24 protein-coding genes, 1 tRNA gene and 2 pseudogenes are annotated in these 25,986 nt (G+C 67.0%); 13 read left to right on the forward strand and 14 right to left on the reverse strand.

Translation table 11 applies throughout. The annotated features are described in order from the left end of the window. Positions 1-39 precede the first annotated feature (39 nt). The 3 genes from GGQ89_RS16685 to GGQ89_RS16695 form a co-directional block, all read right to left on the reverse strand. On the reverse strand, positions 40-321 hold the full coding sequence (locus GGQ89_RS16685) for an ETC complex I subunit (protein WP_042491340.1): 282 nt from the start codon (positions 319-321) through the stop codon (positions 40-42). 12 nt (positions 322-333) lie between these two features. Further along, positions 334-2,784, reverse strand: coding sequence for an ATP-dependent helicase HrpB (gene hrpB, locus GGQ89_RS16690; protein ID WP_184106524.1), 2,451 nt, complete (start codon positions 2,782-2,784; stop codon positions 334-336). 340 nt (positions 2,785-3,124) lie between these two features. Next, entirely contained in the window at positions 3,125-4,135 is a 1,011-nt protein-coding gene (locus GGQ89_RS16695) for a polyprenyl synthetase family protein (protein ID WP_184106512.1), read from the reverse strand. 110 nt (positions 4,136-4,245) lie between these two features. On the opposite strand from GGQ89_RS16695, the gene GGQ89_RS16700 reads away from it, so the two are divergent. Together GGQ89_RS16700 and GGQ89_RS16705 are read left to right on the forward strand one after the other, a co-directional pair. Continuing rightward, positions 4,246-4,524 carry a chorismate mutase gene (locus GGQ89_RS16700; RefSeq protein WP_056433511.1) on the forward strand — a complete coding sequence of 93 codons (279 nt, stop codon included), beginning with the start codon at positions 4,246-4,248 and terminating at the stop codon, positions 4,522-4,524. Then, positions 4,524-5,195, forward strand: a complete 672-nt coding sequence (locus GGQ89_RS16705; protein ID WP_184106513.1) for a nucleoside/nucleotide kinase family protein — start codon at positions 4,524-4,526, stop codon at positions 5,193-5,195. The genes GGQ89_RS16700 and GGQ89_RS16705 overlap by 1 nt, the downstream gene beginning before the upstream one ends. A 412-nt stretch (positions 5,196-5,607) precedes the next feature. Here GGQ89_RS16705 and GGQ89_RS16710 read toward each other — a convergent pair whose 3' ends face one another. From GGQ89_RS16710 to GGQ89_RS16720, 3 genes are all read right to left on the reverse strand, one after another. Continuing rightward, the gene (locus tag GGQ89_RS16710) at positions 5,608-6,201 is read right to left on the reverse strand and encodes an NADPH-dependent FMN reductase (protein WP_184106514.1); all 594 of its coding nucleotides are present in this window, start codon (positions 6,199-6,201) and stop codon (positions 5,608-5,610) included. Between the two features lie 317 nt (positions 6,202-6,518). After that, the gene (locus GGQ89_RS16715; protein ID WP_056433505.1) at positions 6,519-6,704 is read right to left on the reverse strand and encodes a hypothetical protein; all 186 of its coding nucleotides are present in this window, start codon (positions 6,702-6,704) and stop codon (positions 6,519-6,521) included. A gap of 58 nt (positions 6,705-6,762) precedes the next feature. After that, on the reverse strand, positions 6,763-6,972 hold the full coding sequence (locus GGQ89_RS16720; RefSeq protein WP_056433501.1) for a cold-shock protein: 210 nt from the start codon (positions 6,970-6,972) through the stop codon (positions 6,763-6,765). A gap of 311 nt (positions 6,973-7,283) precedes the next feature. On the opposite strand from GGQ89_RS16720, the gene GGQ89_RS16725 reads away from it, so the two are divergent. The 4 genes from GGQ89_RS16725 (at position 7,284) to nusG (ending at position 10,628) form a co-directional block, all read left to right on the forward strand. Next, positions 7,284-9,329 (forward strand): carbon starvation CstA family protein, encoded by a 2,046-nt coding sequence (locus GGQ89_RS16725; RefSeq protein ID WP_184106515.1) that lies wholly within the window; start codon positions 7,284-7,286, stop codon positions 9,327-9,329. Then, entirely contained in the window at positions 9,326-9,508 is a 183-nt protein-coding gene (locus tag GGQ89_RS16730) for a YbdD/YjiX family protein (RefSeq protein ID WP_056433496.1), read from the forward strand. The genes GGQ89_RS16725 and GGQ89_RS16730 overlap by 4 nt, the downstream gene beginning before the upstream one ends. Positions 9,509-9,884: 376 nt before the next feature. Beyond that, a complete protein-coding gene (secE, locus tag GGQ89_RS16735) occupies positions 9,885-10,082 on the forward strand; it encodes a preprotein translocase subunit SecE (RefSeq protein WP_056433493.1) in 198 nt (65 codons plus the stop codon). Positions 10,083-10,091: 9 nt separating this feature from the next. Then, positions 10,092-10,628 carry a transcription termination/antitermination protein NusG gene (gene nusG, locus GGQ89_RS16740; RefSeq protein WP_042491307.1) on the forward strand — a complete coding sequence of 179 codons (537 nt, stop codon included), beginning with the start codon at positions 10,092-10,094 and terminating at the stop codon, positions 10,626-10,628. Between the two features lie 260 nt (positions 10,629-10,888). Here nusG and GGQ89_RS16745 read toward each other — a convergent pair whose 3' ends face one another. From GGQ89_RS16745 to GGQ89_RS16755, 3 genes are read right to left on the reverse strand one after another with little or no spacing between them, the layout of a single operon-like run. Further along, positions 10,889-11,476 (reverse strand): hypothetical protein, encoded by a 588-nt coding sequence (locus GGQ89_RS16745; protein ID WP_184106516.1) that lies wholly within the window; start codon positions 11,474-11,476, stop codon positions 10,889-10,891. Beyond that, complete coding sequence (locus GGQ89_RS16750) at positions 11,473-12,636, reverse strand: M48 family metallopeptidase (protein ID WP_184106517.1); 1,164 nt, start codon at positions 12,634-12,636, stop codon at positions 11,473-11,475. The genes GGQ89_RS16745 and GGQ89_RS16750 overlap by 4 nt, the downstream gene beginning before the upstream one ends. Before the next feature lie 12 nt (positions 12,637-12,648). Further along, entirely contained in the window at positions 12,649-13,416 is a 768-nt protein-coding gene (locus GGQ89_RS16755) for a hypothetical protein (RefSeq protein WP_221238998.1), read from the reverse strand. Between the two features lie 244 nt (positions 13,417-13,660). Between GGQ89_RS16755 and rplK the strand changes: the two genes are divergently transcribed. Continuing rightward, a complete protein-coding gene (gene rplK / locus GGQ89_RS16760; protein ID WP_007407063.1) occupies positions 13,661-14,092 on the forward strand; it encodes a 50S ribosomal protein L11 in 432 nt (143 codons plus the stop codon). Between the two features lie 4 nt (positions 14,093-14,096). Beyond that, the gene (rplA, locus tag GGQ89_RS16765) at positions 14,097-14,789 is read left to right on the forward strand and encodes a 50S ribosomal protein L1 (RefSeq protein ID WP_056433483.1); all 693 of its coding nucleotides are present in this window, start codon (positions 14,097-14,099) and stop codon (positions 14,787-14,789) included. Between the two features lie 365 nt (positions 14,790-15,154). Here rplA and GGQ89_RS16770 read toward each other — a convergent pair whose 3' ends face one another. Beyond that, a complete protein-coding gene (locus GGQ89_RS16770) occupies positions 15,155-16,054 on the reverse strand; it encodes a sugar kinase (RefSeq protein WP_184106518.1) in 900 nt (299 codons plus the stop codon). A 139-nt stretch (positions 16,055-16,193) separates the two neighbouring features. Between GGQ89_RS16770 and uxuA the strand changes: the two genes are divergently transcribed. The 3 genes from uxuA to GGQ89_RS16785 are packed head-to-tail and all read left to right on the forward strand — an operon-like array spanning position 16,194 to position 20,178. Further along, positions 16,194-17,396 carry a mannonate dehydratase gene (uxuA, locus tag GGQ89_RS16775; RefSeq protein WP_244955807.1) on the forward strand — a complete coding sequence of 401 codons (1,203 nt, stop codon included), beginning with the start codon at positions 16,194-16,196 and terminating at the stop codon, positions 17,394-17,396. Beyond that, the gene (gene uxaC, locus GGQ89_RS16780; RefSeq protein WP_184106519.1) at positions 17,393-18,805 is read left to right on the forward strand and encodes a glucuronate isomerase; all 1,413 of its coding nucleotides are present in this window, start codon (positions 17,393-17,395) and stop codon (positions 18,803-18,805) included. The genes uxuA and uxaC overlap by 4 nt, the downstream gene beginning before the upstream one ends. Continuing rightward, positions 18,802-20,178 (forward strand): mannitol dehydrogenase family protein, encoded by a 1,377-nt coding sequence (locus tag GGQ89_RS16785; RefSeq protein WP_338112341.1) that lies wholly within the window; start codon positions 18,802-18,804, stop codon positions 20,176-20,178. The genes uxaC and GGQ89_RS16785 overlap by 4 nt, the downstream gene beginning before the upstream one ends. Positions 20,179-20,316: 138 nt before the next feature. Here the strand turns inward: GGQ89_RS16785 and GGQ89_RS16790 are convergent, their stop codons facing one another. Next, a complete protein-coding gene (locus GGQ89_RS16790; protein WP_240456522.1) occupies positions 20,317-20,664 on the reverse strand; it encodes a hypothetical protein in 348 nt (115 codons plus the stop codon). 12 nt (positions 20,665-20,676) lie between these two features. Further along, positions 20,677-22,224, reverse strand: coding sequence for a L,D-transpeptidase family protein (locus GGQ89_RS16795; RefSeq protein WP_184106529.1), 1,548 nt, complete (start codon positions 22,222-22,224; stop codon positions 20,677-20,679). A gap of 452 nt (positions 22,225-22,676) precedes the next feature. On the opposite strand from GGQ89_RS16795, the gene GGQ89_RS16800 reads away from it, so the two are divergent. Continuing rightward, a complete protein-coding gene (locus tag GGQ89_RS16800; protein WP_184106520.1) occupies positions 22,677-23,930 on the forward strand; it encodes a TonB-dependent receptor plug domain-containing protein in 1,254 nt (417 codons plus the stop codon). Positions 23,931-24,161: 231 nt separating this feature from the next. On the opposite strand, the pseudogene GGQ89_RS20095 reads toward GGQ89_RS16800, so the two are convergent. Further along, positions 24,162-24,872, reverse strand: a pseudogene (locus GGQ89_RS20095) (MCP four helix bundle domain-containing protein); the annotation flags it as partial. A gap of 491 nt (positions 24,873-25,363) precedes the next feature. Between GGQ89_RS20095 and GGQ89_RS16810 the strand changes: the two are divergent. Further along, a pseudogene (locus GGQ89_RS16810) lies at positions 25,364-25,531 on the forward strand (DUF4142 domain-containing protein); the annotation flags it as partial. 360 nt (positions 25,532-25,891) lie between these two features. Here GGQ89_RS16810 and GGQ89_RS16815 read toward each other — a convergent pair. Further along, positions 25,892-25,968: transfer RNA gene (locus tag GGQ89_RS16815), tRNA-Met, on the reverse strand. Between the last annotated feature and the right edge of the window lie 18 nt (positions 25,969-25,986).

Consider the following 25,986-nt stretch of genomic DNA (forward strand, 5'->3'; position numbering starts at 1 on the left):
AAGAAAAAGCGCCCCGGCCTCGACCGGAGCGCTTGAACGTCAGCGGAAATTGTCGGCGTAGCTTTGCAGCTTCAACGTCTTTTGCGGCGTCGGCACGACATGGTGGTCGAGCCCTTCGCGCTGGCAATAGGCGATCGCCTCTTCCAGCGTCGCGAAGGTCAGGCGGACCTGTTCCTGCGTGTCGCCGCTGCCGGCCCAGCCGGTCAGGGGATCGGGCTTTTTCGCCTCGGTCGGTTCGAATTCGAGTTGCCAGCGATCGGTCCGGTACTTGCCGGATTGCATCGCGTTCTTGGGGCGCTGGAAGATGCGAGCAGTGGCCATAATTCTTGTCCCTTATCGCGAACCGGCGGCTCTTGCATCCGCCTTTTTCGTACGCAGTGTCGCGGACGCCGCTGCGGGGTCGTCGGGCCAGGGATGGCGGGGGTAGCGGCCGCGCATTTCTTTGGCCACCGCGCTCCAGCTGCCCGCCCAGAAACCGGGCAGGTCGCGCGTCGTCTGGATCGGCCGCCCGGCGGGTGAGGTGAGGCTGAGGACCAGCGGCACGCGCTCGGTCCCGATCACCGGATGCTCGGCAAGGCCGAACAGCGCCTGCACGCGCAGCTCGACGCGCGGACCACCTTCGGCTGCATAATCAATCGCATGGCTACTACCCGCCGGGCTGGTGAAGTGCGACGGCGCCATCGAATCGATCCGCCGCTGGTCGTTCCAGTCGACCAGATTGCGGATCGCCTCGGTCAGCGCGCCCGGTGCCAGCGCATCCAGCCGCCGCTTGCCCGCGACCAAAGCGGGCAGCCAGTCGTCCAGCCGTTCGAGCAGCGTCTCGTCGTCCAGCGCCACCCCGGCATAGGCCGCCCGCGCCCGGTAAGCCCCCGCCCCGTCGCTCCAGGGCAGCAGCGACAGCCCATGCGTCCGCACCCCCTCGACCAGCGCCTCGGCGATGGCGTCGGGTGACGCGCCCGAATCGGGGCCGCTCGACAGGCGAAGCCCGCCCAGCCGCCGTTCGCGCAACGCCTCGACGCCGCCCGTTGCCGGGTTGAAGGTGACGGTCCGCCGCGTCTCGATCCGGTCCGCGAACAGCGCCTCGACGGTGGCGAGGTCGAGCGGCGCGGCCGACAGGATGCGCGCGCCCGAGGCCGCGCCTTGCGTCTCGCCCACCGCCAGCCATTCCGAACTCGCCAGCCCAGAGGCGGCATCGAGCCGGAAGCCCCTGCCCCCCACACTCGCCCAATTCTCGCCCGTCCCGTCACGCCGCCGCGCCACCCGGTCGGGATAGGCGAGCGCGAGGCAGACGCCCGCCGCATGATCCCAAATCTCCTGCTCGACCGGCTTGGGGGCGAGGCCGGTCCAGCGTTTCGCCATCGCCCGCGCCGCTTCCGCCTTGGGGCCACGCTCGCTCCGCCAGCGGCGCAGGCGTTGCTCGACATCGACATCCTGCCCGCCGATGCCACGCTCGCCGAGCAGCACCGCGACCTCGGCGGCGGTCGACGCCAGCCCGCGCTCGCCGCTGCGGATCAGCATATGCGCCAGGCGCGGCGGCATCGGCAGTTTGGCGATTGCCTTGCCATGCGCGGTCGGGCGGCCGGTTTCGTCCAGCGCCTCCAGCACGGTGAGGCGCGCGCGGGCTTCCGCAACGGCCGCCTCGGGCGGCGGGTCGAGCCATGGGAGCGCGCGCGGATCGCTCACCCCCCAGAGCGCGGTGCCGAGCAGCAGCGCCGACAGGTCCGCCTCCAGGATCTCGGGCGGGTCGAAACGTGGCAGGCCCGCCGTCGCGGCCTCTTCCCACAGGCGATAGGCGACGCCGGGCGACTGACGCGCGGCGCGGCCCGCGCGCTGGATGACGGCGGCTTGGCTGGCGCGCTCGGTGACAAGCCGGGTCATGCCCGCCGCGCGGTCGTAGCGCGGGCGGCGGGCCAACCCGGAATCGACGACGATCCGCACGCCATCCAGCGTCAGGCTGGTCTCCGCGATGGAGGTGGCCAGCACGATCCGCCGCCGTCCCTCCGGATCACGCCGGATCGCCGCACGCTGCGCCGCCGGGTCGAGCGAACCATGGAGTTCGTGGATCGCGATGGCGGAGGGCAGGTTCGCCAGCCGCTCGGCGGTGCGCGCGATCTCGGCGGTGCCGGGCAGGAAGGCGAGGATGTCGCCCTCCGCCTCCTCGGTCAGCGCGCGGCGGATGGCGGCGGCGACCGAGTCCTCGATCCGCGCTTCGGTGGCGCGGCCGAGATGGCGTAGGGTCAGCGGATGGCTGCGCCCCTCGCTCTCGATGACCGGGGCATCGCCCATCAGGCTGGAGAAACGGCGGCCATCGAGCGTCGCGGACATCGCGACCAGTCGCAGGTCGGGTCGCAATCCTGCTTGCGCGTCGAGCGCCAGCGCCAGCCCGAAATCGCCGTCGAGGCTGCGTTCATGGACTTCGTCGAACAGCACCGCCGAGACGCCCGCCAGTTCGGGATCGGCCTGTATGCGCGCGACGAAGATGCCTTCGGTGACGACGGTCACGCGGGTCGCGGCGCTGACCTTGGTGTCCATGCGCGTCGCATAGCCGAAGGTGCGGCCGACCGGCTCCTCGGCAAGTGCGGCCATGCGCTCGGCGGCGGCGCGGGCGGCGAGGCGGCGGGGGGACAGGAGCAGGATTTCGCCGGTGCACCAGGGCTGGTCGAGAAGGGCGGGCGCGACGGCCGTGGTCTTGCCCGCGCCGGGGGGCGCGACGAGGACGGCGTTGGGGGCGTCGGCAAGCGCGGTCAGCAGGTCGGGCAGGACGGCGGTGACGGGCAGGGTCATGCGGGTGCGATAGGGGGTTTGGGGAGCGGGGTGAAGGACCTGCGCCATTCCCGCCGCCGCCTCACCGTCCATCCCCAACCTACGTTCAGCCTGAGCGAAGTCGAAGGCCAAGGGAAGCCCCGTCCGTGTGGCGAATGTCGAGGCGTGGGCTTCGACTTCGCTCAGCCTGAACGGAGGATGGGATGCAGTCTCAGTCAAGCCGTTCCCCGGCAGAGGCCGGGGCCCAGGCTCCACGAAATTCGTGGCGAGCCACACGACGCGGGGGAGGCAAAGCACCTCGCGCCTTCGACACTGCACGGCAACTGAGCCCCGGCCTTCGCCGGGGAACGGTTGTTTGGTTTCAATACGCCCGCGCGACCGCGAACTCGACCGCTTCGATCATCGCGCTCTTCGCCGGGCCATCGGCAAAGCCACGCAGCGCCTCGATCGCCAGCCCGCCATAATGGCGCGCGCGGGCCATCGTGTCGTCGACCGCCCGGCTCTTGCGGACCAGCGCGATGGCGTGGGCGAAATCCTCGTCCGACGTCCGCCGCCCTTCGACCGCATCCTTCCAGAATGCGCGCTCTTCGTCGTTCGCCCGCGCATAGGCCAGGATCACCGGCAGGGTCATCTTGCCCTCGCGGAAATCGTCGCCCGCGTCCTTGCCCATGGTCCCTGCGTCCGACACATAATCGATCGCATCGTCGATCAGCTGGAACGCGATGCCCAGGTTCCGGCCATAGGCCTCCAGCGCCAGTTCGTCCGCCTCGGGCCGCTCGGCGACGACCGCCGCGATGCGACAGGCAGCGGCGAACAGCGCGGCGGTCTTGGCGTCGATGATCGACAGATAGCGTTCCTCGGCCAACCCCACCTGCCGCACGGCGGTCAGCTGGTTCACCTCGCCCTCGGCGATCACCGCCGAGGCACCCGACAGGATGTTCAGCACCTTCAGGCTGCCCGCATCGACCATTAGCTGGAAGGACCGGCTGAACAGGAAGTCGCCGACCAGCACGCTGGCCGGATTGCCCCAGATGATATTGGCGGTCCGCCGCCCGCGCCGCAGATCGGAGCCGTCGACGACATCGTCGTGCAGCAGCGTGGCGGTGTGGATGAACTCGACCGCCGCGGCCAGGACGTGATGGCTGGTGCCCTGATAGCCCAGCAGCTGTGCGCTCGCGAGCGTCAGCATCGGGCGCATCCGCTTGCCGCCGCCCGCGATCAGGTGGCCCGCCAGTTGCGGGATCAGCGGGATTTCCGACGCCATGCGGTCGATGATGACCTGGTTCACGGCGTTCATGTCGTCGGCCACCAGCCGGATCATCGGGTCCAGCGAGGGCGCGGGCTTGGCGAGGCGGGTGGCGGTTACGGTCATGGGCAGGTAAGAGCCTCTGGCGACAACGCTTGCCGAACGCAAGCCTAAGCGCGAAAGGGCCCGCGCGAATTCATGTGCGGCGCGGGCCGCCAGAGGGAGACAGACCGATCATGTCCGACACCGTGCTGACCGGCTATCGCCAGTCGATCGACAATATCGACGCCGCGCTGGTCTTCATGCTGGCCGAGCGATTCAAGATCACCCAGGCGGTCGGACGCTACAAGGCGGAAAACGAACTGCCCCCGGCCGATCCCGGCCGCGAGGAGTCGCAGATCGCCCGGTTGCGCCAGCTGGCGAGCGATGCGCAGCTGGACCCCGAATTTTCCGAGAAATTCCTGCGCTTCATCATCGACGAAGTGATCCGCCACCATGAGCGACTGCGCGGCTGATGGCATTCCTGCTGGCGATCGAAGGCGCGGACGGCGCAGGCAAGGCAACCGCGACGGCGGCCGTTACCGAGCGGCTGAACGCCGCCGGGCTGTCGGCGGCGGCCTTGTCCTTCCCGCGCTATGCCGAGACGGTCGGCGGCTGGGCGCTGGGCGAGTATCTGGCGGGCCGCCTGCCCCATGCCGCCGCGCCCGAGACGGCGGCGACGCTCTATGCGCTCGACCGATTCGAATCGCGCCCGCACCTGATCGAACTGGCCGAAGCACACGACGTGATCGTGTTCGACCGCTATATCGCGTCGAACATGGCCTATCAGGCGGCGCAGGTGGCGCCCGACCAGGCGTCCGCGCTGCTGCAATGGATCGAGCAGCTGGAGACGGTGCAGTTCCGCCTGCCCGCCCCGCATCTGTCCGTCTATCTCGACACACCGCTCGACGTCGCGCGCGACCTGATCGCCCGCAAGCGCAAGCGGAGTTATACCGACGACACCTATGACGCTTATGAGGCCGATCTGGGGCTTCAGGCGCGGGTGCGCGCCAATTACGCCGCGATGGCGGACGGGGCGATGCTGGGCGAATGGGTGACGGTGTCGACCGTGGCGGGCGGTGCCTTGCGCGATCCGGCGGCGATTGCGGACGAGATCACGGCGCTGGCGACGGAGCGCCTGCGCTAGCCCATCGATTGTTCCCCGGCGAAGGCCGGGGTCCAGTTTCTAGGCGCTATCGATGTGCGCAAAGCATTTGCCTCCCACGCAACGTTTTGACGCGCCACCGGCTTGGGAGGAACTGGGCCCCGGCCTTCGCCGGGGAACGGATTGACTTAATTCGCGAACTTCTCCCCTTGATGAAATCATTGATCTCACGCGAAGCCGCGATGCCGCGAAGAGAGAAGATTTGGTTCGCGCAGAGGCGCGGAGGACGCGGAGGTGTCGTGCTCGCGGCTCTTGCAGCCCGTCCCCCTCAAGCAATCGAAGAAAGAGAATTGCGCGCCGCCGCGCGCGATACTTCTCTGCGTCCTCCGTGCCTCCGCGCGAAATCAAACTCTTTACGGCTTGGCGTGAACAAGATTGACGCAGAAAACGCCCCTCAGTTCGAGGCGCGGATCGTCCCGGCCAGCGGTGCGAAGCGGGCGACCTGTTGGCCGACGAGGCGCAACTGCCCCTCGACCGCCGGATCGCTGAGCCGCCCTTCCGCGTCGAAATGGGTCTGCTGCGTGTTCACTGCCGCCGCGAAGGGCGTCGGCCAGCCCCGCAGGGCGTGGACGATCGAGCGCAGCGCCGCGATGGTCGAACCCGTCGCCTGCCAGCCATAGGCGGTGGCGATCAGCCCCACGGGCAGGTCGGCGAAATAGGGCCGGTCGTCCTTTGCCGTTTCCTCCAGCAGGTCGAGCGCGTTCTTCACCAGCCCCGAGATACTGCCATGATAGCCGGGGCTGGCGATGATGATCGCCGACGCCTGTCGCACGGTGTCGACGAACACGCGCTCCGCCTCGGTCCGCTCGCCCGCGCGCGGGTTGTAGAGCGGCAGGCGCGCCAAATCCTCGCCGCCGAAGACATGGGTGCGGAACCCTTCGTCCGCCGCCGCCGTCATCGCGGTGCGCAGCGCGCGCTCGGTCGAGGAGACGCTGCCGATCGTGCCGCCGATGCCGACGACGAGCGGGGAAGAGGATGCGCTGGCCATGCCGAGCCTTTCACCCCGGACCGCGCGGCGGGGCAAGCGCTAAGTTTGCTCAGGGGCCCGCCGGATTTGTCCGGGCTTTGGGAATTGTTGTGCCGCTAGCCTGTCCGGCGGAGGCGCAGGAGGTACGGCGGGGATTCACACGGCATGACGGCATGACGGCATGGTCGCGGACTTGTCGGCGACCTGACACCCTATCGCGCGGACGGGGGCGTGCTGTCCTACGGCCTGGGCGGCCCGGTCGCCGATTCACCGTTGATCCGCGAGCGGGACCGCGGCTGCAGGCAACGCTGGGCCTGGGTTACGGATTCCGCTTCGGCCTATAGCGCCGCTCGTGCCGCCGCCGCCGCGCGTCCCAGTTCCGCCCGCTCGGCCCGGACGGCCATCGCGTCCCAGGACGCGGCGGCACGCTCGCAGCGGTCGCGGACATTCTGCAATGTCGCATCGGCGGCGTTGTTGCGCTCGATCTCGGCCTGATTGCGGAAGAAGATGGCATCGCGAGACATGGATTATCCTTTCGGGCCACAAAAAAAGCGGTAGCCGGACCGGCTACCGCTTCGACATTCAGGCGGGCTGAAGGTTGACCGCCGCCATCTTTCCGCGACGATCCTCTTCCAGTTCATAGGTGACCCGCTGGTTTTGGTTCAGCGTGATCATCCCGGCGCGCTCGACCGCGCTGATATGGACAAAGGCGTCCGCGCCGCCGCTCTCGGGGGCGATGAAGCCATAACCCTTGTCGGCGTTGAAGAATTTGACGGTTCCGGTGATGCTCATATTCGTTCCTTCATCATGATGAACCAGGCTGGGCCGGGTTCGGGGCCGCGGTGCAGGGAAAGAAGGAACGAGCCGCAAAGCAGAGAACCGTCGATTTGCGACTTTAGCACGGATCAATATCGGGTCCCCGCGCGCAAATGTAAGGGCCGGTGCGAAAATACTGTTTCCGCTCACCCCGATCGACCGACAACATGGCCTTGCGAGCACCCCCATGAACGCCCGAACTTCACCCCGACCGGCTTTCGGGACTGGCGTCGCCGGTCGGGCGGGTTAGAAGAAGGGCAAAGCAGAACGGGAGGACCGAGCGGGGCATGACGAAACACCTTCCCTGGATCGCACTGGCGATCGTCGGAGCGGGCGCGCTGGGCGTGGTCGCCACGGTACGCGGCGAACCGATCAACGCGCTGTGGATCGTGGCCGCCGCCGTCTCGGTCTATCTGATCGCCTATCGTTACTATGCGCTGTTCATCGCGCGGGTGATCGGCATCGACCCCAGCCGCCCCACCCCGGCCATCCGCCGGGCCGACGGCCTCGACTATGTGGCGACCGACCGGACGGTGCTGTTCGGCCATCACTTCGCCGCCATCGCGGGTGCCGGGCCTTTGGTCGGTCCGGTGCTGGCGGCGCAGATGGGCTATCTGCCCGGCACGCTTTGGATTCTTGCGGGTGTCGTGCTGGCGGGTGCGGTGCAGGATTTCCTGGTGCTGTTCCTGTCGATGCGGCGGGACGGGCGCTCGCTGGGCGAGCTGATCCGCATGGAGATGGGCCCGGTCGCGGGCACCATCGCGCTGTTCGGTGCCTTCATGATCATGGTCATCATCCTAGCGGTGCTGGCGCTGATCGTCGTGCGGGCACTGGCGGAAAGCCCCTGGGGCCTGTTCACCGTGGCGGCCACCGTGCCGCTGGCGATGCTGATGGGCGGTTATACCCGCTGGGTACGGCCAGGGAAGATCGGCGAGGTGTCGATCATCGGCTTTATCGGCCTGATCCTCGCCATCGTCTATGGCCAGTCGATCGCTGAATCGGCGACACTGGCGCCGCTGTTCACCTTCACGCCGGTGCAGCTCTGCTTCCTGCTGATCGGCTATGGCGCGGTTGCTTCGGTGCTGCCGGTGTGGTTGCTGCTCGCGCCGCGCGACTATCTGTCGACCTTCCTCAAGATCGGCGCGATCGTGGCGCTGGCCATCGGCATCGTCGTAATGGCGCCGCCGCTGAAGATGCCCGCGCTGACCAAGTTCATCGACGGCAGCGGGCCGGTCTGGGCCGGGCCGCTCTTCCCCTTCCTGTTCATCACCATCGCCTGCGGCGCGGTGTCGGGCTTCCACGCGCTCATCGCCAGCGGCACCACGCCGAAGCTGATCGCCAGCGAGAAGGACGCACCCTTCATCGGTTACGGCGCGATGCTGATGGAAAGCGCGGTCGCGATCATGGCGCTGGTCGCCGCCTCGATCCTCGATCCGGGCGTCTATTTTGCGATGAACGCGCCCGCCGCCGTGCTGGGCACCGATCCGGCCAGCGCCGCCGCCGCCGTCACCGCGATGGGCTTCCCCATCTCCGCCGACACGCTGACCCAGGTCGCGCGTGACGTGGGCGAGCATACGATCATCAGCCGTGCGGGCGGCGCGCCGACCCTGGCGGTGGCGATGGCGGAAATCTTCAGCCACCTGTTCGGCGGACAGGCCATGAAGGCCTTCTGGTATCACTTCGCCATCCTGTTCGAGGCGCTGTTCATCCTGACCGCCGTCGATGCGGGGACCCGTGCCGGGCGCTTCATGCTGCAGGACCTGATCGGGCTGGTCGTCCCCAGCTTCCGGGGATCGAGCAAGGTCGCGCCGGGCCTGATCGCGACCGGCCTTTGCGTCGCGGCCTGGGGCTTCTTCCTCTATCAGGGCGTCACCGATCCGCTGGGCGGAGTGAACACGCTATGGCCACTGTTCGGCATCTCCAACCAGATGCTGGCCGCCGTGGCGCTGATGCTGGCGACGGTCGTCCTGTTCCGCATGAAGAAGGACCGCTATGCCTGGATCACGGTGGTGCCGACCGTCTGGCTGCTCGCCTGCACGCTGACCGCCGGGTGGCTGAAGCTCTTCTCGGCCGACCCGCGCGTCGGCTTCCTGGCCCATGCCGACAAGTTCGCCAGCGCCGCCGCGTCGGGCAAGGTGCTGCCGCCCGCCAAGACCATGGCGGAGATGGGGCGGATCATCTTCAACGACCGGATCGACGCCGGGCTGTGCGCGATCTTCCTGGGCGTGGTGCTGGCGATCCTGGTCTATGTGGTGCGGACCTGCCTGATCGCGCGCCGTATCGACCGGCCGAGCGTGACCGAGGTCCCGCCCGAACCGGTGGCCGCCGAATGAGCTGGCTCGCCCGCCTGCGCCAGATCGGCAATGCGATGGTCGGGATGCCCAGCTATGAGGCCTATGTGGCGCATATGGCGGTGAAACATCCCGACCGGGAGCCGATGGACGAGGTGACCTTCTTCCGCGAGCGGCAACAGGCGCGATACGGCGGGAAGAATGGCGGGCGCTGCTGTTGATCGTTCCTGCGAAGCCGCGAGGACGGGAAGAAGAAAGAAGGTTGGTTCTCGCGGAGGCGCGGAGGTGTTAGGCCCGGCCGACAGGCCAGACCATCCCAACGCCCGACTCATAGTCTGCCGCTTCTGAGCGCAGCCAAAGCCCCTCTGCGTCCTCCGCGCCTCTGCGCGAACAAAAAATCTTCGCGCCATCGCGTCTTCGCGTGAGCCGAAAACCCCCGCCCCGCCCCCGCCCTTGCCTTTTACCCGAGCCACAGCTACATCGCGTTCCCATCCGAACAGCGCGGACGGACCTTTCGTCGCAGGCCCCCTGGGGCAGGCGACGGCGGACCCATGCCCCGCTGACAGTAATTTCAACGCAGGTGCGGGAACGGCACGAGTGGCGAAGACGACCCCCATCGAATTCCTCAACCAGGTCAAGACCGAGACCAAGAAGGTCGTCTGGCCGACACGGCGCGAAACGGTGATGACCGGTGTGATGGTGGTCGTGATGACCACGATCCTGGCCATCTTCTTCCTGGCGGTCGACTCGTTCTTCGAGACGCTGGTCCGCACCCTGCTGTCGTTCGCGAAGTAAAGGGTTCTCATGGCGCGCTGGTACATCATCCACGCTTATTCCGGTTTCGAGGGCAAGGTCCGCGACTCGATTATGGCCGAGGCGACCCGTCTGGGCCTCGACCATCTGGTCGACCAGATCGAGGTGCCGACCGAGACCGTGACCGAGGCCCGCCGCGGCAAGAAGATCGCGGTCGAGCGCAAGTTCATGCCCGGCTATGTGCTGGCCAAGCTCGACATGACCGACCAGGTCTATCACCTCGTCAAGAACACGCCGAAGGTGACCGGCTTTCTGGGCGCGATGGGCAAGCCGCAGGCGATCAGCGAGGCGGAAGCCACGCGGATGCTGAATTCCAAGGAAGAAGCCGCCGCCGCCCCGAAGCACAAGGTCAAGGTCGACTACGAGATCGGCGACGCGGTCAAGGTGCTGGAAGGCCCCTTCGCCAGCTTCAACGGCGTGGTCGAGGAACTGGATTTCGACAAGTCCAAGGTCAAGGTGTCGGTGTCGATCTTCGGTCGCGCCACCCCGGTGGAACTGGACTTCGAGCAGGTCGAACGCTCGAAGTAAGTTCGGACCATCCGACGAAAACGGGGCCGGGGCGGCGACGCCACCGGCCCTTTTCGTATTTGGGCCTTATCTTCAACTCCCGCCTGCTCCCCTACCTCCGTTCAGGCTGAGCCCTTCGGCTGGCTGGCAAGCCAGCCGCTCAGGATAAACTTCGGCGCTTTGCGCTGAAGTCGAAGCCCACGCCCGCCCCTCGCCGCCCAGCGAGTCTCGTGCACTTCGACTTTGCTCAGTGCGAACGGAGGGCTGGAAGAAACACCCCCCTACAATTTCGCGCTGTTCGCCACCTGCCGGAACGCCGCGACCCCGGCGTCGAAATAATGCAGCCGGGGCGCCTCGAAGGTGATCAGGTACAGCTTGCCGCCGGTGATCGCGCCGCGCCCCTCGCCCTTGCGCGGCAGGTCTTCGTTCGGCCGGGTAAAGCTATAGGTGAAGCGGATGCCCGGCTTGCCCGCAAAGGCCATCGGCTCCATCCCCTCGACCGTGAACAACGGCGTGTCGAGCGCGATGCGATAGCTGTTCTCGACCAGCGTCGGTATGTCGGTCACCAGCATCGTCGCCTTGACGCGCGGCAGCGGCTTGGTGCGCTTGCTGACCTCGCGGAACAGCGTCTGTTCGGGTTCGATCCCGCCATAGAAGGTCAGGTCGTTCAGCGCATCGCCATCGAAGGTCCACGTCTCCGAATTGCGCCCCGGTCGCGCGCCCAGCTTGTTCCATTCGACCGAGGGCGTGACCGTCAGCACCGATTTGGCGACCGCCACGGGCTGCCCCGCCGGGATCAGCTTGTTGCCCGCCAGCACCGGGGCCGCAACCAGCGCCAGCCCGATCGCCGCGATCCTCAAACCCTTCATTGCACGCCCCCTTCCCCGATCAACATCGCCATGGCCGCGCGGTCGCTCGCCTGCGGTGCGCGCTCCAGATAGGTTTTCAGTGCGGCCCGCCCCGCCGCCTCCTGCTGCCCACGCAGCAGCGACAGGCCCAGCCCGCGCCAGGCGATCGGGTCGGTGCAGCCCGCGTCGATCGCCTGTTGATAGAATTGCGCCGCGCTCACCAGATCGCGGGGGTTACCGCGCTCGCGATAGAGTTCGCCGCGCGTCAGCAGCAGGTCGGGCGTCCATTGCCCGCCCGCCAGTTCGCCCAGCAGATACTCCGAGCCGCCGAAATCGTTGAGCTTGATCTGATCGGCCAGGAAGCTCGCCCGCCATGGCCGCATCGCCGTCAGAAACGCGTCGCGCGAGTCGTCGCCGCGCTCGCCATCCGCCCCTGCCGCTTCGCGCAGATAGGTCGCGCGGGCGAGTTCGGTCGGGTGATCGGCGAAGAAGCCCGCCGAATAGCGATGCGTGACATGCCGCTTGCGTCCCAAGGCAGTTGCATCCTGTTCGGCCATCAGCCGCTCCCAAATGCGCGATGCGGCAAGCGGCCGATAGCCCGCCGCCGCCAGATAGCGCAGGCCCATCAAGTCGGCCTCGGCTTCCTGCGCACGGTTGTAGGAGAAATGGAGTTGGATCAGGCTGGCGGGCAAGGTGCTGTATGGCGAGAGCACACTGGTCCAGGCAATGATGTCCCCGATCGTCCGCCCTCGGCGAAAACTGGCCAGGGTATGGCGCATCTCGAAATGCCCGAACTCATGGCCGAGCAGCGCCGCCAGTTCCGCCTCGTCACGCAACCGGAGCAGCGCACCGGTATAGACGACCATCATACCGTTCGGCGTCATGGAGGCATTGAAGACCGGCGCGCGCACCACATAGATTCGCACGCCGCGACAGCGATCCTCGCCCACCGAACGGCAGAGAACCTTGGTCAGATAAGCGTTCAGCGCCGGATCGCGTACCACGGCGGGCGAGTCGCGCAGATCGCGCTCGGCCTCATCCGCCTGTTGCCACAGCCCGCGCTCGTCGACGGTCGTCGGCGTATAGGCCGTGCCGTAAGGCGGCAGCGGGGCGAGCCTGTCGGACGCGCCTGCGCCCAGAGCCGCCCCTGCGAGCGCAGCGGCGATGATCCATCCGGCCATGATCGCCTCCCGTCAGCGTGCGGCGGTCTTGGTCGGGGCCGCCGGAGCGACCGGCGCCTCGACCGGCTTGCCCGGAAAACCCTCCAGCAGTTGCGACACGCGCTTGGCCGCGCCCTCAGGCGTGCGGACATCGCCGCCCATCGCCAGATCGGCGTTGAGCCAGACCAGATCGCCGGTCTTCAGGTCGATCAGCCCGGCATAGCCCTTGTGCACGCCCGCGCTGACCCCGATCCCGGCCACCCCGGCGGCGAAGACCTGCAACAGCTTGCGCCCGGTCGAGCCGTAATGATCCTCGGTCGTCACAAAGAGCGCATAGTCCGCCCCCTGCACGCCCGGCAGCTTGGCGACCTCGGACCCGATCGACCACAGGAAGCTGTCGCCGCGCTTCTTGGTCGGCAGGCGATTGCCGGGAAAGAACTGATAGGTGATGACCGAATCGGCCAGCGCGGTGAACAGCGCGCGATATTCATGCGCCGTGGCCGCGCCCTGCCCGACCGGCTCGACATGAGTGACGACCCGGTTGCCCAGCTTGCCCTGCGCCTCGGCCAGCGCCCTGCCCAGATTCTCGCGCGCCTGATCGGTCCAGTCGGCATTGGGTTCGTACGACCCGCCGGTCGACTGCGCGCCGACCGCGATTTCGGGCCGCATCAGGACGATGGTCGCAGTGCCCGGGGCCAGCGTGAAACCGGGCTTGTTGCCGGTCTTTTCCTGCGCCGCCAGCGGTGCGGCCACCAACGTCAGCGCCGCCGCACAGGCCAGCGCACCCCATCCCCGTCGCATGTGTCGAACCCCCGTTCGAGCGATGGCGGAACCGGTCGCTCCCTCGACCGAGTCGTCCATCATGAACCCAGAGTGACATGGCCGGATCGGCCGTGACAAGCGCAATGCTGGCCTTGCCATTTCTCCCCTTTTCGGCTATCGGCCCGCGCTTCCCTAGCATCTTGCGACGGAACCCTTGCGGGAGGGTGCGCTGGCTCATGCCTCGCGTGCCCGTCACGACCGCTAGACTCGAGAAGAGAGTGACATGGCAAAGAAGATTACCGGCTATATCAAGCTGCAGGTCCCTGCAGGCGCCGCCAACCCCTCGCCGCCGATCGGCCCGGCGCTGGGTCAGCGCGGCGTGAACATCATGGAATTCTGCAAGGCGTTCAACGCGCAGACCGGTGAAGTCGAGAAGGGCACGCCCCTGCCGACCGTCATCACCGTCTATGCCGACCGTTCGTTCTCGTTCGAGACGAAGACCGCGCCTGCGACCTACCTCATCAAGAAGGCGGCCAACCTGAAGTCGGGCTCGAAGGAGCCGGGCAAGGTGTCGGCGGGCAAGATCGCGCGCTCGAAGCTCGCGGAAATCGCCCAGGTCAAGATGAAGGACCTGAACGCCAACGATATCGAGGCTGCGACCAAGATCATCGAAGGCTCCGCCCGCGCGATGGGCCTCGAAGTGGTGGAGGGCTAAGATCATGGCGAAGCTGACCAAGAAGCAGAAGGCCGTCCAGATCGACGCCGAGAAGCTGCACGGCATCGACGAAGCGATCACGCTGGCTCGTACCAACGCGACCTCGAAGTTCGACGAGACGATCGAAGTCGCCGTCAACCTGGGCGTTGACCCGCGTCACGCCGACCAGATGGTCCGTGGCGTCGTCACCCTGCCCAAGGGCACCGGCAAGACCGTTCGCGTCGGCGTGTTCGCCAAGGGCGCGAAGGCCGACGAAGCACGCGCCGCCGGTGCGGACGTCGTGGGTGCCGAGGACCTGATGGAAACCATCCAGGGCGGCACCATCGACTTCGATCGCTGCATCGCGACCCCGGACATGATGGGCGTCGTCGGTCGCCTCGGTAAGGTGCTGGGCCCCAAGGGCCTGATGCCGAACCCGAAGCTGGGCACCGTGACCATGAACGTCGCCGAAGCCGTCAAGGCGGCCAAGGGCGGTCAGGTCGAGTACCGCGTCGAAAAGGCCGGCATCATCCATTCGGGCATCGGCAAGGCGTCGTTCCCGGCGGAAGACCTGCGCGCCAACTTCGACGCGCTGGTCGATGCGCTGATCAAGGCCAAGCCGTCGGGCGCCAAGGGCAAGTATGTCCGCAAGGTCGCCGTCTCGTCGACGATGGGCCGCGGCATCAAGGTGAACGTCTCGGAAATCCCGGGCGCGTAAGCCAAGCCGCCAGCGCATGCTGACAGGATCAGGGGGTCGGAACTGAGGTTCCGGCCCCCTTTTTCGTGGCGGGGTGGCGGGCGGCGCACTTACTCCGTTCAGCCTGAGCGAAGTCGAAGGCCACGCCCCGGCCTCGCCGCAAGCGAATCCCCTGCACTTCGACTTCGCTCAGTGCGAACGGAGGGTGGGTTTGGGGGTGGACTATGCGCAAATTACCTCCCTCCCCTTCAGGAGTGACAGGTCGGTCAGGCTCCCAGCCTGATCCAAACCGCGCTGGGCGCGGTTTACCTGATGCTCCTAAAGGGGAGGGGCTAAAGGGGCTTACCCCATGACCGACCGACCAATTTTGGTAAGTCCAAAACGCCTTAATGCGGCAAGTCGTCATCCCGCGCCGGAATTGCACCCGAGCGCATGACCGTCCACCCGGCCAGCCTATGCCCCCGCACCGCCGCCTCGGCCGGATCCAAGCCGTCCAGCCGCGCCGCCAGATAGCCCGCGTTGAATGCATCCCCTGCCCCGCTGGTGTCACGCGGCGACAGGCGCTCGGGCGGTGGGACGATACCGACACCGGTGACCAGGCACCCATCGGCCCCCAGCTTCACCACGACCTCGCCCGCACCCAGGCCCTGCCAGCGGTCGCGCACCTCTTCGGCGGACGTGGCGTCGACCAGCATCGCCTCATCCTCCAGCGTCGGCAGGCCGATATCGCAGCCGCCGATCGCCCGGCGACACAGCTCGCGTGCTTCGCCCTGGCTGGCGAACAGGCGGGGACGGTAATTGCCGTCGAACGCGACCCGGCCGCCCCGCGCGCGGACCCGTTGCGCGAGATCGAACAGATGCTCGCGACTCGGCTCGTCGAGGATCGCCAGGGTGATGAGCGAGTATAGCAGCAGATCGGCCTGTTCCGCCTCCGCTATCACCGCCTCGCTGCCCGGCAGGGACAGGGTGCGCCGCGCGGCGCTCTGTCCCCGCCAATAGGAAAAGCTGCGCTCGCCCGCCTCGTCGGTGGTGATCGCATACAGGCCGGGCATGCGGGTCGGATCGCGCAGGGTCAGGCTGGTGTCGATGCCCTCGGCCGTCCAGTCCTGAAGGAGCGTCGCGCTGAACGGATCCTCACCCAAGGCGGTCACGTAGCGGACGTCACGACCCTTCCGCGCCAGATGGATCGCGGTGTTCAGCGTGTCGCCGCCATGACCCAGCCACCACAGCCCGCCGTCTGCGCGCGACAATTCGATCATCCCTTCTCCGACGACGACGATCCGCATCCACTTCTCTCCTATCGCTCTCCGGCTTCACCACCATAGTGGCAAGGCCAAAATTTGTAACTGGTCAATCCGAATGCCGAATGCTACCGCTAACTGCAGAGAAAATGCGATTTGGGACGAGGGAATAGCGGCCGTGTTGATGATCCAGTCCATGCGGTGGTTCGGACCCGCCGACCCCATCGCCTTGTCCCATATCCGCCAGGCGGGCGCCACAGAGGTCGTCACCGCACTGCATGAAATCCCCAACGGCGTGGTATGGCCGCGCGAGGCGATTGCCGAGCGGCGGGCGATGATCGAGGCGGCCGGGCTGGGATGGTCGACGGTCGAGAGCCTGCCGGTGCATGACGCGATCAAGCGCGGCGAACTGACCGACGAACTCGTCCAGGCCTATGGCGACAGCCTGCGTAACCTGGCGGCCGAGGGCGTGCGGACCGTCACCTATAATTTCATGCCGCTGCTCGACTGGACCCGGACCGATCTGGACTGGCAGTTGCCCGACGGTGCGACCGCGCTGCGCTTCGAATGGGCGGCGGTGGCGGCCTATGACATCCATATCCTGCGCCGCCCCGGCGCCGAGGCGGATTATTCGGAAGCCGTTCGCGCCGCCGCCGCCGAGCGCTTCGCCGCGATGACGCCTGAGGAACGCCACAAGCTAGAACGCACGATCATCGCCGGGCTTCCGGGCAGCGAGGAGAGCTTCGACTCGCCCGCCTTCCAGCGTGCGATCGACACCTATGCGGGGATCGACGCCGAGGCGCTGCGGGCGAACCATATCGCCTTCCTGCGCGCGGTCTGCCCGATTGCCGAGGAGGTCGGCATCAAACTGGTCGTCCATCCCGACGACCCGCCCTTCCCCATTTTCGGCCTGCCGCGCGTCGTCAGCACCGCCGAAGACCTCGACCATCTCTACGCCGCCGTGCCCTCGCTGGCGAACGGCCTGTGCTTCTGCACCGGATCGTTCGGCGCGCGGCCGGACAACGACCTGCCCGCCATGGTCCGCCGCTTTGCCGACCGGATCGACTTCCTCCATCTCCGCTCGGTCGGCTGGGAAGCGGGCGAGCGCAATTTCCATGAGGCCGAGCATCTGGGCGGCCATGCCCGCATGACGCAGGTGATGCAGGCGGTGGTCGAGATTTCGTATGCGCAAAACCGTGCGATCGTGATGCGCCCCGACCATGGCCACCGGATGATGGACGACCTTCATCGCAGCTCCAATCCCGGCTATTCGCTGCTCGGCCGGATGCGCGGACTGGCGGAGCTTCGCGGGCTGGAGCAGGGAATCGTGCATATGCTGGGCTTGAACGCAAACGCCGCTCCGGCCGAATTGGAGCTGACCGCATGACCCGCAAGCTGGAGCTTCACCCCGACCGGCTGCTGCCCGCCGACCCGACGACGCGGGGCATCGCGCGGACTCTTTATGCCGAAGTCGCGGACCTGCCGATCATCAGCCCGCACGGCCATACCGATCCGCGCTGGTTCGCCACCGACGAACCCTGGGCCGATGCCAGCGACCTGCTGCTCGCGCCCGATCATTATGTCTTCCGCATGCTCTACAGCCAGGGCATCGCGCTAAACGATCTGGGCATCCCGCATCGTGGTGGCCGCCCCGCGACCGATCCACGCGCGGCGTGGAAGCTGTTCGCGTCCAACTATCACCTGTTCCGCGGCACGCCGTCGCGCATGTGGCTCGACCATGTCTTTGCCGAGGTGTTCGGCTTTGACGAGGCGCTGGAGGCGGCAACCGCCGACCGTTATTTCGACGCGATCGGCGAGGCGCTCGCCACCCCCGCCTTCCGCCCCCGCGCGCTGTTCGAGCGGTTCCGCATCGAATGCCTGGCGACGACCGAGGGCGCCGACGATCCGCTGGTCCATCACCAGGCGATCCAGACCTCGGGCTGGCAGGGCCGCGTCATCACCACCTATCGCCCCGACAGCGTGATCGATGTCGAGCATGAGCAGTTCACAGGCGCGATGCAGCGCTTCGCCGAGCTGACCGGCGAGGATGTCTATAGCTGGTCCGGCTATCTCGGCGCCCATGCCAAGCGCCGCGCCGCCTTCCGCGCGCTGGGCGCGACCGCGACCGATCACGGCCATCCGACCGCGGCGACCGCCAACCTGTCCACGGCCGAATGCGAAGCGCTGTTCGCCAAGATCGTCGGCGGCCACTGGACGCCCGCCGATGCCGAACTCTTCCGCGCACAGATGCTGACCGAGATGGCGAAGATGAGCGTCGCGGACGGCATGACGATGCAGATCCATCCCGGATCGTTCCGCAACCACAATGCGGGCCTGTTCGCCAGCCATGGGCGCGACAAGGGCGCGGACATGCCGATGCGCACCGATTACGTCCATGCGCTGAAACCCATGCTCGACGTGGTCGGCAATGAGCGCGACCTGACCATCATCCTCTTCACGCTGGACGAAAGCGTCTATGCGCGCGAACTGGCGCCGCTGGCCGGGCATTATCCCTGCCTGAAGCTGGGCCCCGCCTGGTGGTTCCATGACAGCCCGGAGGGGATGCGACGCTTCCGCGAGATGACCACCGAGACGGCGGGCTTCTACAACACGGTCGGGTTCAACGACGACACCCGCGCCTTCCTGTCGATCCCGGCGCGACATGATGTCGCGCGGCGGATCGACTGCGGCTTCCTGGCGCGCCTCGTCGCCGAGCACCGGCTGGAGGAGGATGAGGCGGTCGAGTTGGCCCATGCGCTGACCAACGGTCTGGTCCGCACGGCGTACCGGCTGTGACCCGGCTGAGCGAAGCGACCGCTGCGGCGCTGCCCGACGCCGTGGCGCGCGCCGGCTATGACCGGGCAGGCCAGCGGATCGGCATCGTCCATATCGGGCTCGGCGCGTTCCACCGCGCGCATCAGGCGGTCTATACCGACGACGCGATCGCGGCGGGCGACCGCGACTGGGCCATTGCGGCCGCCTCGCTGCGATCGGGCGGCGTGCATGACCAGATGGCGCCGCAGGACGGCCTCTATACCGTCACCGAACGGTCGAGCGAGGGCGAAGCCGTCCGCCTGATCGGCGCGATCCGTGACGTGATCGTCGCGGCCAAGACGCCCGAGCGGCTGGCCGAACGCCTCGCCGCGCCCGACACGCGGGTCGTGACGCTGACCGTCACCGAAAAGGGCTATTGGCGGCGGCCCGATGGTGCGACCGACCTGGCGGGCATCGTTGCGGACGGGAACAGCATCTATCATTATCTGGCACAGGCAGTGGTCGCACGGCAGGCGGCGGGGCACGGCCCCCTCACGCTGGTCAGCTGCGACAACCTTCCCGACAATGGCCGGGTCCTGCGCGCCGGGGTGGCGGCGTTTCTGGACCATCAGGGCGAGACGGCGGCGCGGCAATGGTTCGAGCGCGACTGGCGCTGCCCCAACACCATGGTCGACCGGATCGTCCCCGCCGTTACCGAAGCCGATCGCGCGGCGGTCGAGGCGGTGCTGGGGATGCGTGACGAAGCCGCCGTCATTACCGAGCCCTATCGCCAATGGGTGATCGAGGATGATTTCGCGGGCGACCGCCCGCGTTGGGAAGTCGGCGGTGCGCAATTCGTCGCCGATGTCGCGCCCTACGAAACCGCCAAGCTGCGCATGCTCAACGGCGCGCATTCGGCCCTCGCCTATCTGGGGCTGGAGCACGGGCATGAATTCGTCCACCAGGCGGTCGCCGATCCCGCCATCCGCCCCGTGGTCGAGCGGCTGATGCGGGACGAGGCGGCGACCAGCTTCACCGCCGCCGAGGGGCAGGCGCTGGGGCCTTATGCCGATGCGCTGCTCGCCCGCTTTGCCAACCGGACGCTGGAACATCGCCTCTCGCAGATCGCCAGCGACGGATCGCAAAAGGTCGGCCCGCGCTGGCTGTCCTCTCTGGCGGCGCATGGCGGGGAAGCACCAGCGACGGTGACGGCACTGGCGGCGTGGCTGCGCTTCATCCGGACAGGGAGTGACGCCTCGCCCGATCCGCGCCGGGCGGAATTGGCCGCGCTATGGGCGCAAGGCGACGCGGCGCAGGTGGTCGACGCGCTGTTCGGGCACGGTGGTTCGATGGCGGGCCAATGGCGGCCGACCGAGGCACAGCGGCAGGTGCTGGTCCGAGAGATCGAGCAGTAAATTCCTCCCCTGGAAGGGGAGGTGGCAGTCCGAAGGACTGACAGAGGGGGGCTTCCTCACAGGACATACTCAGTGGAGAGCCCCCTCCACCACCGCTTCGCGGCGGTCCCCCTCCCCGTGCCGGGGAGGATCTTTCGTTTACTGCCCGTCCTTCGGCTCGATACCCTCCGCCGGGGGCGCATCGTTGCTCGGCGTGCGCTGCACGCGCGAGGTCATGCCGGTGGCCGAGGCATCGTCCAGCATCTGCTGGTCGACCGTCCGCTCAGGGGGTGGCGGCGGCACGGTGTCGGCGGCCATGTTGACCGGGGCGACGGCGTCCGCGTCATTGGTCATGACCGGCGTCTCCTCAGGCACGCTCATATTCTCCTCGACCACGGCCGTGTCGTTCTCGACCGGCACGGGCGGGTCCTCCGACGAGCGCGAGCAGCCCGCCAGCAACAGCCCGGCGGCGAACAGCGCCATGGCGCCTTTGGTGGCAATCTTCATCATCTGTCCCCTTTAGTCCTTGGTCGCCTGGGCGCGCTCGGCCGAGCGGGCCTCGATCTTGGTCGCGAGCTGCGCGTCCCAGCTATAGGGATCTTCGCGGAAACCCACCTGTCCGTCGGCATTCGCGAAAGCGGTCCAGTAGAGCAGATAGACCGCCACCGGCTCGGCCATGCTGGCGCGCACCGTCTTGCCCGAGGCGAGGACGGCATCGACCTGCTCGGGTTGCCATTCGGGCGTGGTCTTCAGCATCAGCGCGGCGAGGTCGGCGGGCTTTTCCAGCCGGACGCAGCCATGGCTCGCCAGCCGGTCGAACTTGGAAAAGCCCGACTGGGCGGGCGTGTCGTGCAGATAGACCGCGAAATCGTTGGGGAAGTCGAACTTGAACCGACCCAGCGCGCTCTTTTCCGACGATTGCTGCAACCGCTTGCTGCCGTCGCCATTGTCGATCACGCGGAAACCGGCACGCTTCAGATAGCCGGGATTGGCCTTTTCCTTGGGCCACAGCTCCTTGTTGGCGATCGAGCTGGGCACGTTCCAGGGCGGGTTCAGCACGATGCTGCGGATCGTCGACACCAGCATCGGCGTCTCGTTGCCCGGACGGCCCGTCACCGCCTTCATCGACATGACCGGATTGTCGCCATCGAACACGGTCAGCACGGCGGCGGCGATGTTCACCTGGACGCGCTTGGCCTCCAACTGCTGCGGCAACCAGCGCCAGCGTTCCATATTCGCCATGATCTGGCGGATGCGCTGCGCCACCGGCACGTTCAGCACGGCGATGGTCTGGGTGCCGACGGTGCCGACCGGGTTCAGGCCGTAACGGCGCTGCGCCCGCCGTACCGCCGCCAGCAGATCCTCGTCGAACCTGTCGCCCGTGGCGCTGACCGCCGGGTCTTCCATCGCCAGCCGCTTGCGAAGCGCCAGCACCTGCGGTCCGCTTGCGCCGAAGTTGATGGTGGCCGCCGGGAGCGACGACCAACCCCCCGCCGCCGCCATGGCGCGATAGCGGGCCAGCCCCTTCACCAGCGCGTCATAGCCCGCATAGGGCGGCGGCAGCGAGGCGATCCAGGCCGACAGCCGGTCGCGCCGCACCGCCTCCGCAAAGCCGGGCGCGGGGTCGTAGGGCTGCGGACGGATACCCCAGTCCTTGGTGAAGTCGGCCGCATCCAGCCGCCCGACATGCACCGCATGGGCATAATCCAGCGCGACGCGGGTCAGCGCGGCGGGCGACAGGGTGGTCAGGTCGCGCGGCGGCCCCTGACGCAGCCCCTGCGCCACCTCTCCCCCGGCGATCAGCGTTGCGAGCTGCCGGGCCTGCGCCTCCGACAATGCGGGGATCGCCACGGCAGGGGCGGCTTGCGGTAGCGGCTGCACGGTGGCGGGCGGCGCCATCTGGGTCTGCGCAGCGGGGGGCTGAACCTGCGGCGGCGTCGTGGGGACCATCACCGGCGGCGGCGCGACCTGCGCCAGCAGCGGCGTCGCGATCATGGACCCGGCCGCCAACGTACCGAGCAGCCGGGCAACGGACGGGCGGGAAACGGAGAAAGGCATTTTGGTCATGCGGATATGATAGCCCCTGTTCGTCGGCATGTCGTCGTGGGAGCGGCGCTTTACATCACGCTATCCTACGCCAAGCTGAACCGATCGACAGGCAAAACGTCGCGCACGTCCTGAATTTGAGATTGTCCGCCAACATACGTTAACCGGCCAACGCCGGGCGGCCCGGCTTGGGCGTACCGAGGCAAGAGCCGATACGTCCGCCCCTCTCTCCATGACCAACGCTTGACACGACGCCGGGATCATATTCTGTATACGACTTTCGACTGGGTAAGGCGAACGGCAGGATCGGCAAACTCCTTCGGCACAAGATCGGTCACCGATTCACCAGGAAGCACCTCATCGATCCCGGATCACCGGGCCGTACGTACCGAATATCGAAGGCAGCCCGAAAAGAGGCGCCGCACATCCGCAGCAGGAACGGGAGTCAGCAAAACCAAAAGAGGGAAAAGATCATGGTTCATGGAGCAAGCCGGTTGCGCAAATGGGCGCTGGCAAGTGCGGCTGTCGGTGCCCTGATCCTGGCGGTCGACGCCCAGGCGCAGACCCAGGTGACGGGCGGCGGCACGGGCGTGGCGGAAAATGCCGCCGGCGACGATGCGACGGCGGGCGATAATACGATCGTCGTCACCGGTTCGCGTATCCGCCGCAACCCGCTGGACCAGAGCGCCCCCCTCACCGCGATCGACAGCGCGGATATCGCGCGCACCGGCCTGTCCTCGATCGGCGACGTGCTGCAACGCCTGCCGGGCGCGGCGGGCGGCCTCAATTCCCGCTTCAACCGCTCCGGCAATAACGGCAACCCGCCCGATGGCGGCGGCGTCGGGGCCGGGTCGGCGGAAATCGACCTGCGCTATCTGGGCAGCCGCCGCACCCTGGTGCTGGTCGACGGCCTGCGCTTCATCAACGGCAGCGCGGCGAGCGGCATTCCCGGCGCGGTCGACCTGAACGCCATTCCCGACAGCATGATCGAGCGTGTCGACGTGCTGCGCGACGGGGCCTCGACCATCTACGGCTCGGACGCGATAGCCGGCGTGGTCAACATCATCACCAAGAAGCGCCAGAACGGCTTCCTCGCCACCGCGCAGCTCGGCGGTTACGACAAGGGCGACGGCGTTACCCAGAATTACCAGCTCAGCTGGGGCCACCGGACGGCGGACGACCGTGTCTCGGTCGTGGTCGGCGCGAACTATATCAACCAGGGATCGGTCTTCGCGGGCGACCGGCCCTATTACGCCTTCCCCGATCCCGGCGCGACCACATGCACCACGACGTGCAGCTCGGGCACGCCCAATGGCCGATTCATCATCAACAACCCCGTCACGGGCGAGTCGATGAACCTGACACTGAAGAGCAATCCGCTGATCCAGCCTCGCTTCGATCCGCTGAACCCGACCGGCGCGGACAGCGACTTCAAGGCCTTCACCGTCGCCGACCGGTTCAACTTCCGCCCGTTCAACTATCTGCTGACCCCGCAGGAGCGCTTCGGCGCCTTCGTCAACTTCACCGGCCAGCTGGCGGACAATGTCCGGCTCAGCACCCGGCTGATCTACAATCGCCGCACTTCGGACAATCAGGCCGCGCCGCTGCCGCTGTTCGTCGGGCCGGATGCGGGCAACGGCAATCTGCTCCATCGACGACGAAGCCTCTTCGGCGGCGGCCGCCTGTTCGGTTGCGCCCTGGCTCACCTGTTCCGACGAAGACGATAGCTGCTGGCTGCCTGCGGCCACGCTGGAAGCCGCCTCGGTCGCCTCGCCGACCACCACGCGCAGGCGCTCGACCATCGCGACCAGCGCATGGCCCAGCTTGTCCTTGTCGGACAGCGGCTGATGCTCGACCGTCAGGTCGCCTCGCGCGATATGGTCCGCCAGCGTGGCCGAGGTCCGCAGGTTTTCGGTCATCCGGTTGACGACATCGACCAGATCGCGAATTTCATCGTTGCTCGACACCTCGACCTTCTGATCCAGATCGCCCGTGGCCACCGCGCCCAGGGCGACGGCAATGCGGTTCAGGCCGCGCGACACGATACGGCTGATCCACAGGGCTCCTGCCACGGCGGTGAGGAAGGCTGCAGCCGCCACCATCAGCAGGGTCGTACGCGACTCCGCATAAAGGACATTCCCCGCCTCATCGGCGGCCTTCAATTCCAGTCGCTGGCGCTGCACGATCTTGTTCACCGTATCGCCGATCCGCACCGCCGCCTTGTTGGCGCCGCCCAGCGAAATGACCGAGGCTTCCGCGTTGCGATTGGCCAGCGCCAGTTCGACCGCCTGGTCGGCGATGGACTTGTATTCGGCCCAGCCGCGCTGCGCGTCCGTGTACATCTCGCGATCGACATCGTCCCCCGTGCGTAACGCCTCAGCGATCAGCCGGTCCGCACGGGCGCGCTGCTTGCGCAGTTCCGCATGCTGTCCGGCCATGAAGTCGGGATCGTCGCTCATGGTCAGATTCTTCTGGGCCACGATCGACGACGTGATGGCATCCTTGAATTGCTGGATTCGGTCCAGCGATGCGGCCGGGTCGTCCACCATGTCGCTCTGGGCGGTGTTCAGGGTCGACAAGCGATTGACGCTGAACCCCACGATGATCGCCAGCATCGCGAGGACGATGGCGAATGTCGTGATCAGCTTCACCTTGATCGTGGCACGCATGTCTCTGCTTCCTGTTCACTTTTACGTGCCACACACTGCAAAAACGATGCAAATCAGCAAGATGCCGGCATCGATCAGCAATGGCACATGAGAAATCCGACAAGGTTCTTTCGATCCTTGCGCCAGGCTCATGCATGACAGGAATTTAATATAGCGTTTGCTTGCAGTGGTTGTTTTATTAACCAGACGGCATCCGCGATTACCGCCCCTCCAAAGCCATCCGGCTAGCATCTTGTTTTCACATGAATTTACAGCTCAAAAATCTCGCTGATCATTTTCAGGAAATTGCAAGATGCCACCCTCCGACAGCCCTACGCTCACGAACACATGACAGAAGTGTCATGATGGCAGGATCGAACGCACCTCAATTGTCGGATTCGCGTGCCGGACCCACGTCCCATCGACCGAAGCCATAGGCTATCCGAACAGATAGATCTGGCCATTTTCCGGAGCGCTCCCCCGCTCCATGAGCCTGTTCAAACGGCAAGGCCTTTGACGCGGCGTACATTGCTGCGCAGACGTCTGGGCATCAGCAGACGCTGGATGCGCTGAGGGGGTATGCGACGACGGGCGACGTGCCGGCGCTGAAGAGCTTTGCGAGCGGGCTGGTCCCGACGGTGACGGCGCATCTGAACATGGCGAAGGGCCTGAAGGTTTAAGCCCGTTCAGGCGGCGGCTTGATCGAGCAGCGGATCGGCCGGAGGGAGGGACATGGCGATGGTCACGTCCCTCCCTTTTCGCATGGACAAAGGGAGGTGTAGCGACGCGCATGAGCGTCGCCATCGGGCGCGAGCGTGCGAGGGTCTTGGGGCATAGTCCTGCCCGACGGGCGGCGTTTTCCCTTGCCTCCGTTCAGCCTGAGCGAAGTCGAAGGCCATAGGAACGGGGTTGTTGTGAGGCGTTGAGATACGCCGGGCGCCACGCTGGATACTGCTATGGTTCACGGGCAAGCAGCAGGTGCGATGTCGGTGGCGTATGCCATAAACGCCGACGCCGCCCGTGGGGGCGGCGTATAGCGTTGGTTGCGGGGGCAGGATTTGAACCTGCGGCCTTCAGGTTATGAGCCTGACGAGCTACCGGGCTGCTCCACCCCGCGACGCTGTGGAAGGTGGTG

The organism is Sphingomonas yabuuchiae (assembly GCF_014199595.1).
GTDB classification, from domain to species: domain Bacteria; phylum Pseudomonadota; class Alphaproteobacteria; order Sphingomonadales; family Sphingomonadaceae; genus Sphingomonas; species Sphingomonas yabuuchiae.

Bases quoted from the DNA above. Each gene is read 5' to 3' on its own strand.
- GGQ89_RS16685 (WP_042491340.1), bottom strand. From the start codon at position 321: ATGGCCACTGCTCGCATCTTCCAGCGCCCCAAGAACGCGATGCAATCC.
- hrpB (WP_184106524.1), bottom strand. From the start codon at position 2,784: ATGACCCTGCCCGTCACCGCCGTCCTGCCCGACCTGCTGACCGCGCTT.
- GGQ89_RS16695 (WP_184106512.1), bottom strand. From the start codon at position 4,135: ATGACCGTAACCGCCACCCGCCTCGCCAAGCCCGCGCCCTCGCTGGAC.
- GGQ89_RS16700 (WP_056433511.1), top strand. From the start codon at position 4,246: ATGTCCGACACCGTGCTGACCGGCTATCGCCAGTCGATCGACAATATC.
- GGQ89_RS16705 (WP_184106513.1), top strand. From the start codon at position 4,524: ATGGCATTCCTGCTGGCGATCGAAGGCGCGGACGGCGCAGGCAAGGCA.
- GGQ89_RS16710 (WP_184106514.1), bottom strand. From the start codon at position 6,201: ATGGCCAGCGCATCCTCTTCCCCGCTCGTCGTCGGCATCGGCGGCACG.
- GGQ89_RS16715 (WP_056433505.1), bottom strand. From the start codon at position 6,704: ATGTCTCGCGATGCCATCTTCTTCCGCAATCAGGCCGAGATCGAGCGC.
- GGQ89_RS16720 (WP_056433501.1), bottom strand. From the start codon at position 6,972: ATGAGCATCACCGGAACCGTCAAATTCTTCAACGCCGACAAGGGTTAT.
- GGQ89_RS16725 (WP_184106515.1), top strand. From the start codon at position 7,284: ATGACGAAACACCTTCCCTGGATCGCACTGGCGATCGTCGGAGCGGGC.
- GGQ89_RS16730 (WP_056433496.1), top strand. From the start codon at position 9,326: ATGAGCTGGCTCGCCCGCCTGCGCCAGATCGGCAATGCGATGGTCGGG.
- nusG (WP_042491307.1), top strand. From the start codon at position 10,092: ATGGCGCGCTGGTACATCATCCACGCTTATTCCGGTTTCGAGGGCAAG.
- GGQ89_RS16745 (WP_184106516.1), bottom strand. From the start codon at position 11,476: ATGAAGGGTTTGAGGATCGCGGCGATCGGGCTGGCGCTGGTTGCGGCC.
- GGQ89_RS16750 (WP_184106517.1), bottom strand. From the start codon at position 12,636: ATGGCCGGATGGATCATCGCCGCTGCGCTCGCAGGGGCGGCTCTGGGC.
- GGQ89_RS16755 (WP_221238998.1), bottom strand. From the start codon at position 13,416: ATGCGACGGGGATGGGGTGCGCTGGCCTGTGCGGCGGCGCTGACGTTG.
- rplK (WP_007407063.1), top strand. From the start codon at position 13,661: ATGGCAAAGAAGATTACCGGCTATATCAAGCTGCAGGTCCCTGCAGGC.
- rplA (WP_056433483.1), top strand. From the start codon at position 14,097: ATGGCGAAGCTGACCAAGAAGCAGAAGGCCGTCCAGATCGACGCCGAG.
- GGQ89_RS16770 (WP_184106518.1), bottom strand. From the start codon at position 16,054: ATGCGGATCGTCGTCGTCGGAGAAGGGATGATCGAATTGTCGCGCGCA.
- uxuA (WP_244955807.1), top strand. From the start codon at position 16,194: ATGATCCAGTCCATGCGGTGGTTCGGACCCGCCGACCCCATCGCCTTG.
- uxaC (WP_184106519.1), top strand. From the start codon at position 17,393: ATGACCCGCAAGCTGGAGCTTCACCCCGACCGGCTGCTGCCCGCCGAC.
- GGQ89_RS16790 (WP_240456522.1), bottom strand. From the start codon at position 20,664: ATGAAGATTGCCACCAAAGGCGCCATGGCGCTGTTCGCCGCCGGGCTG.
- GGQ89_RS16795 (WP_184106529.1), bottom strand. From the start codon at position 22,224: ATGACCAAAATGCCTTTCTCCGTTTCCCGCCCGTCCGTTGCCCGGCTG.
- GGQ89_RS16800 (WP_184106520.1), top strand. From the start codon at position 22,677: ATGGTTCATGGAGCAAGCCGGTTGCGCAAATGGGCGCTGGCAAGTGCG.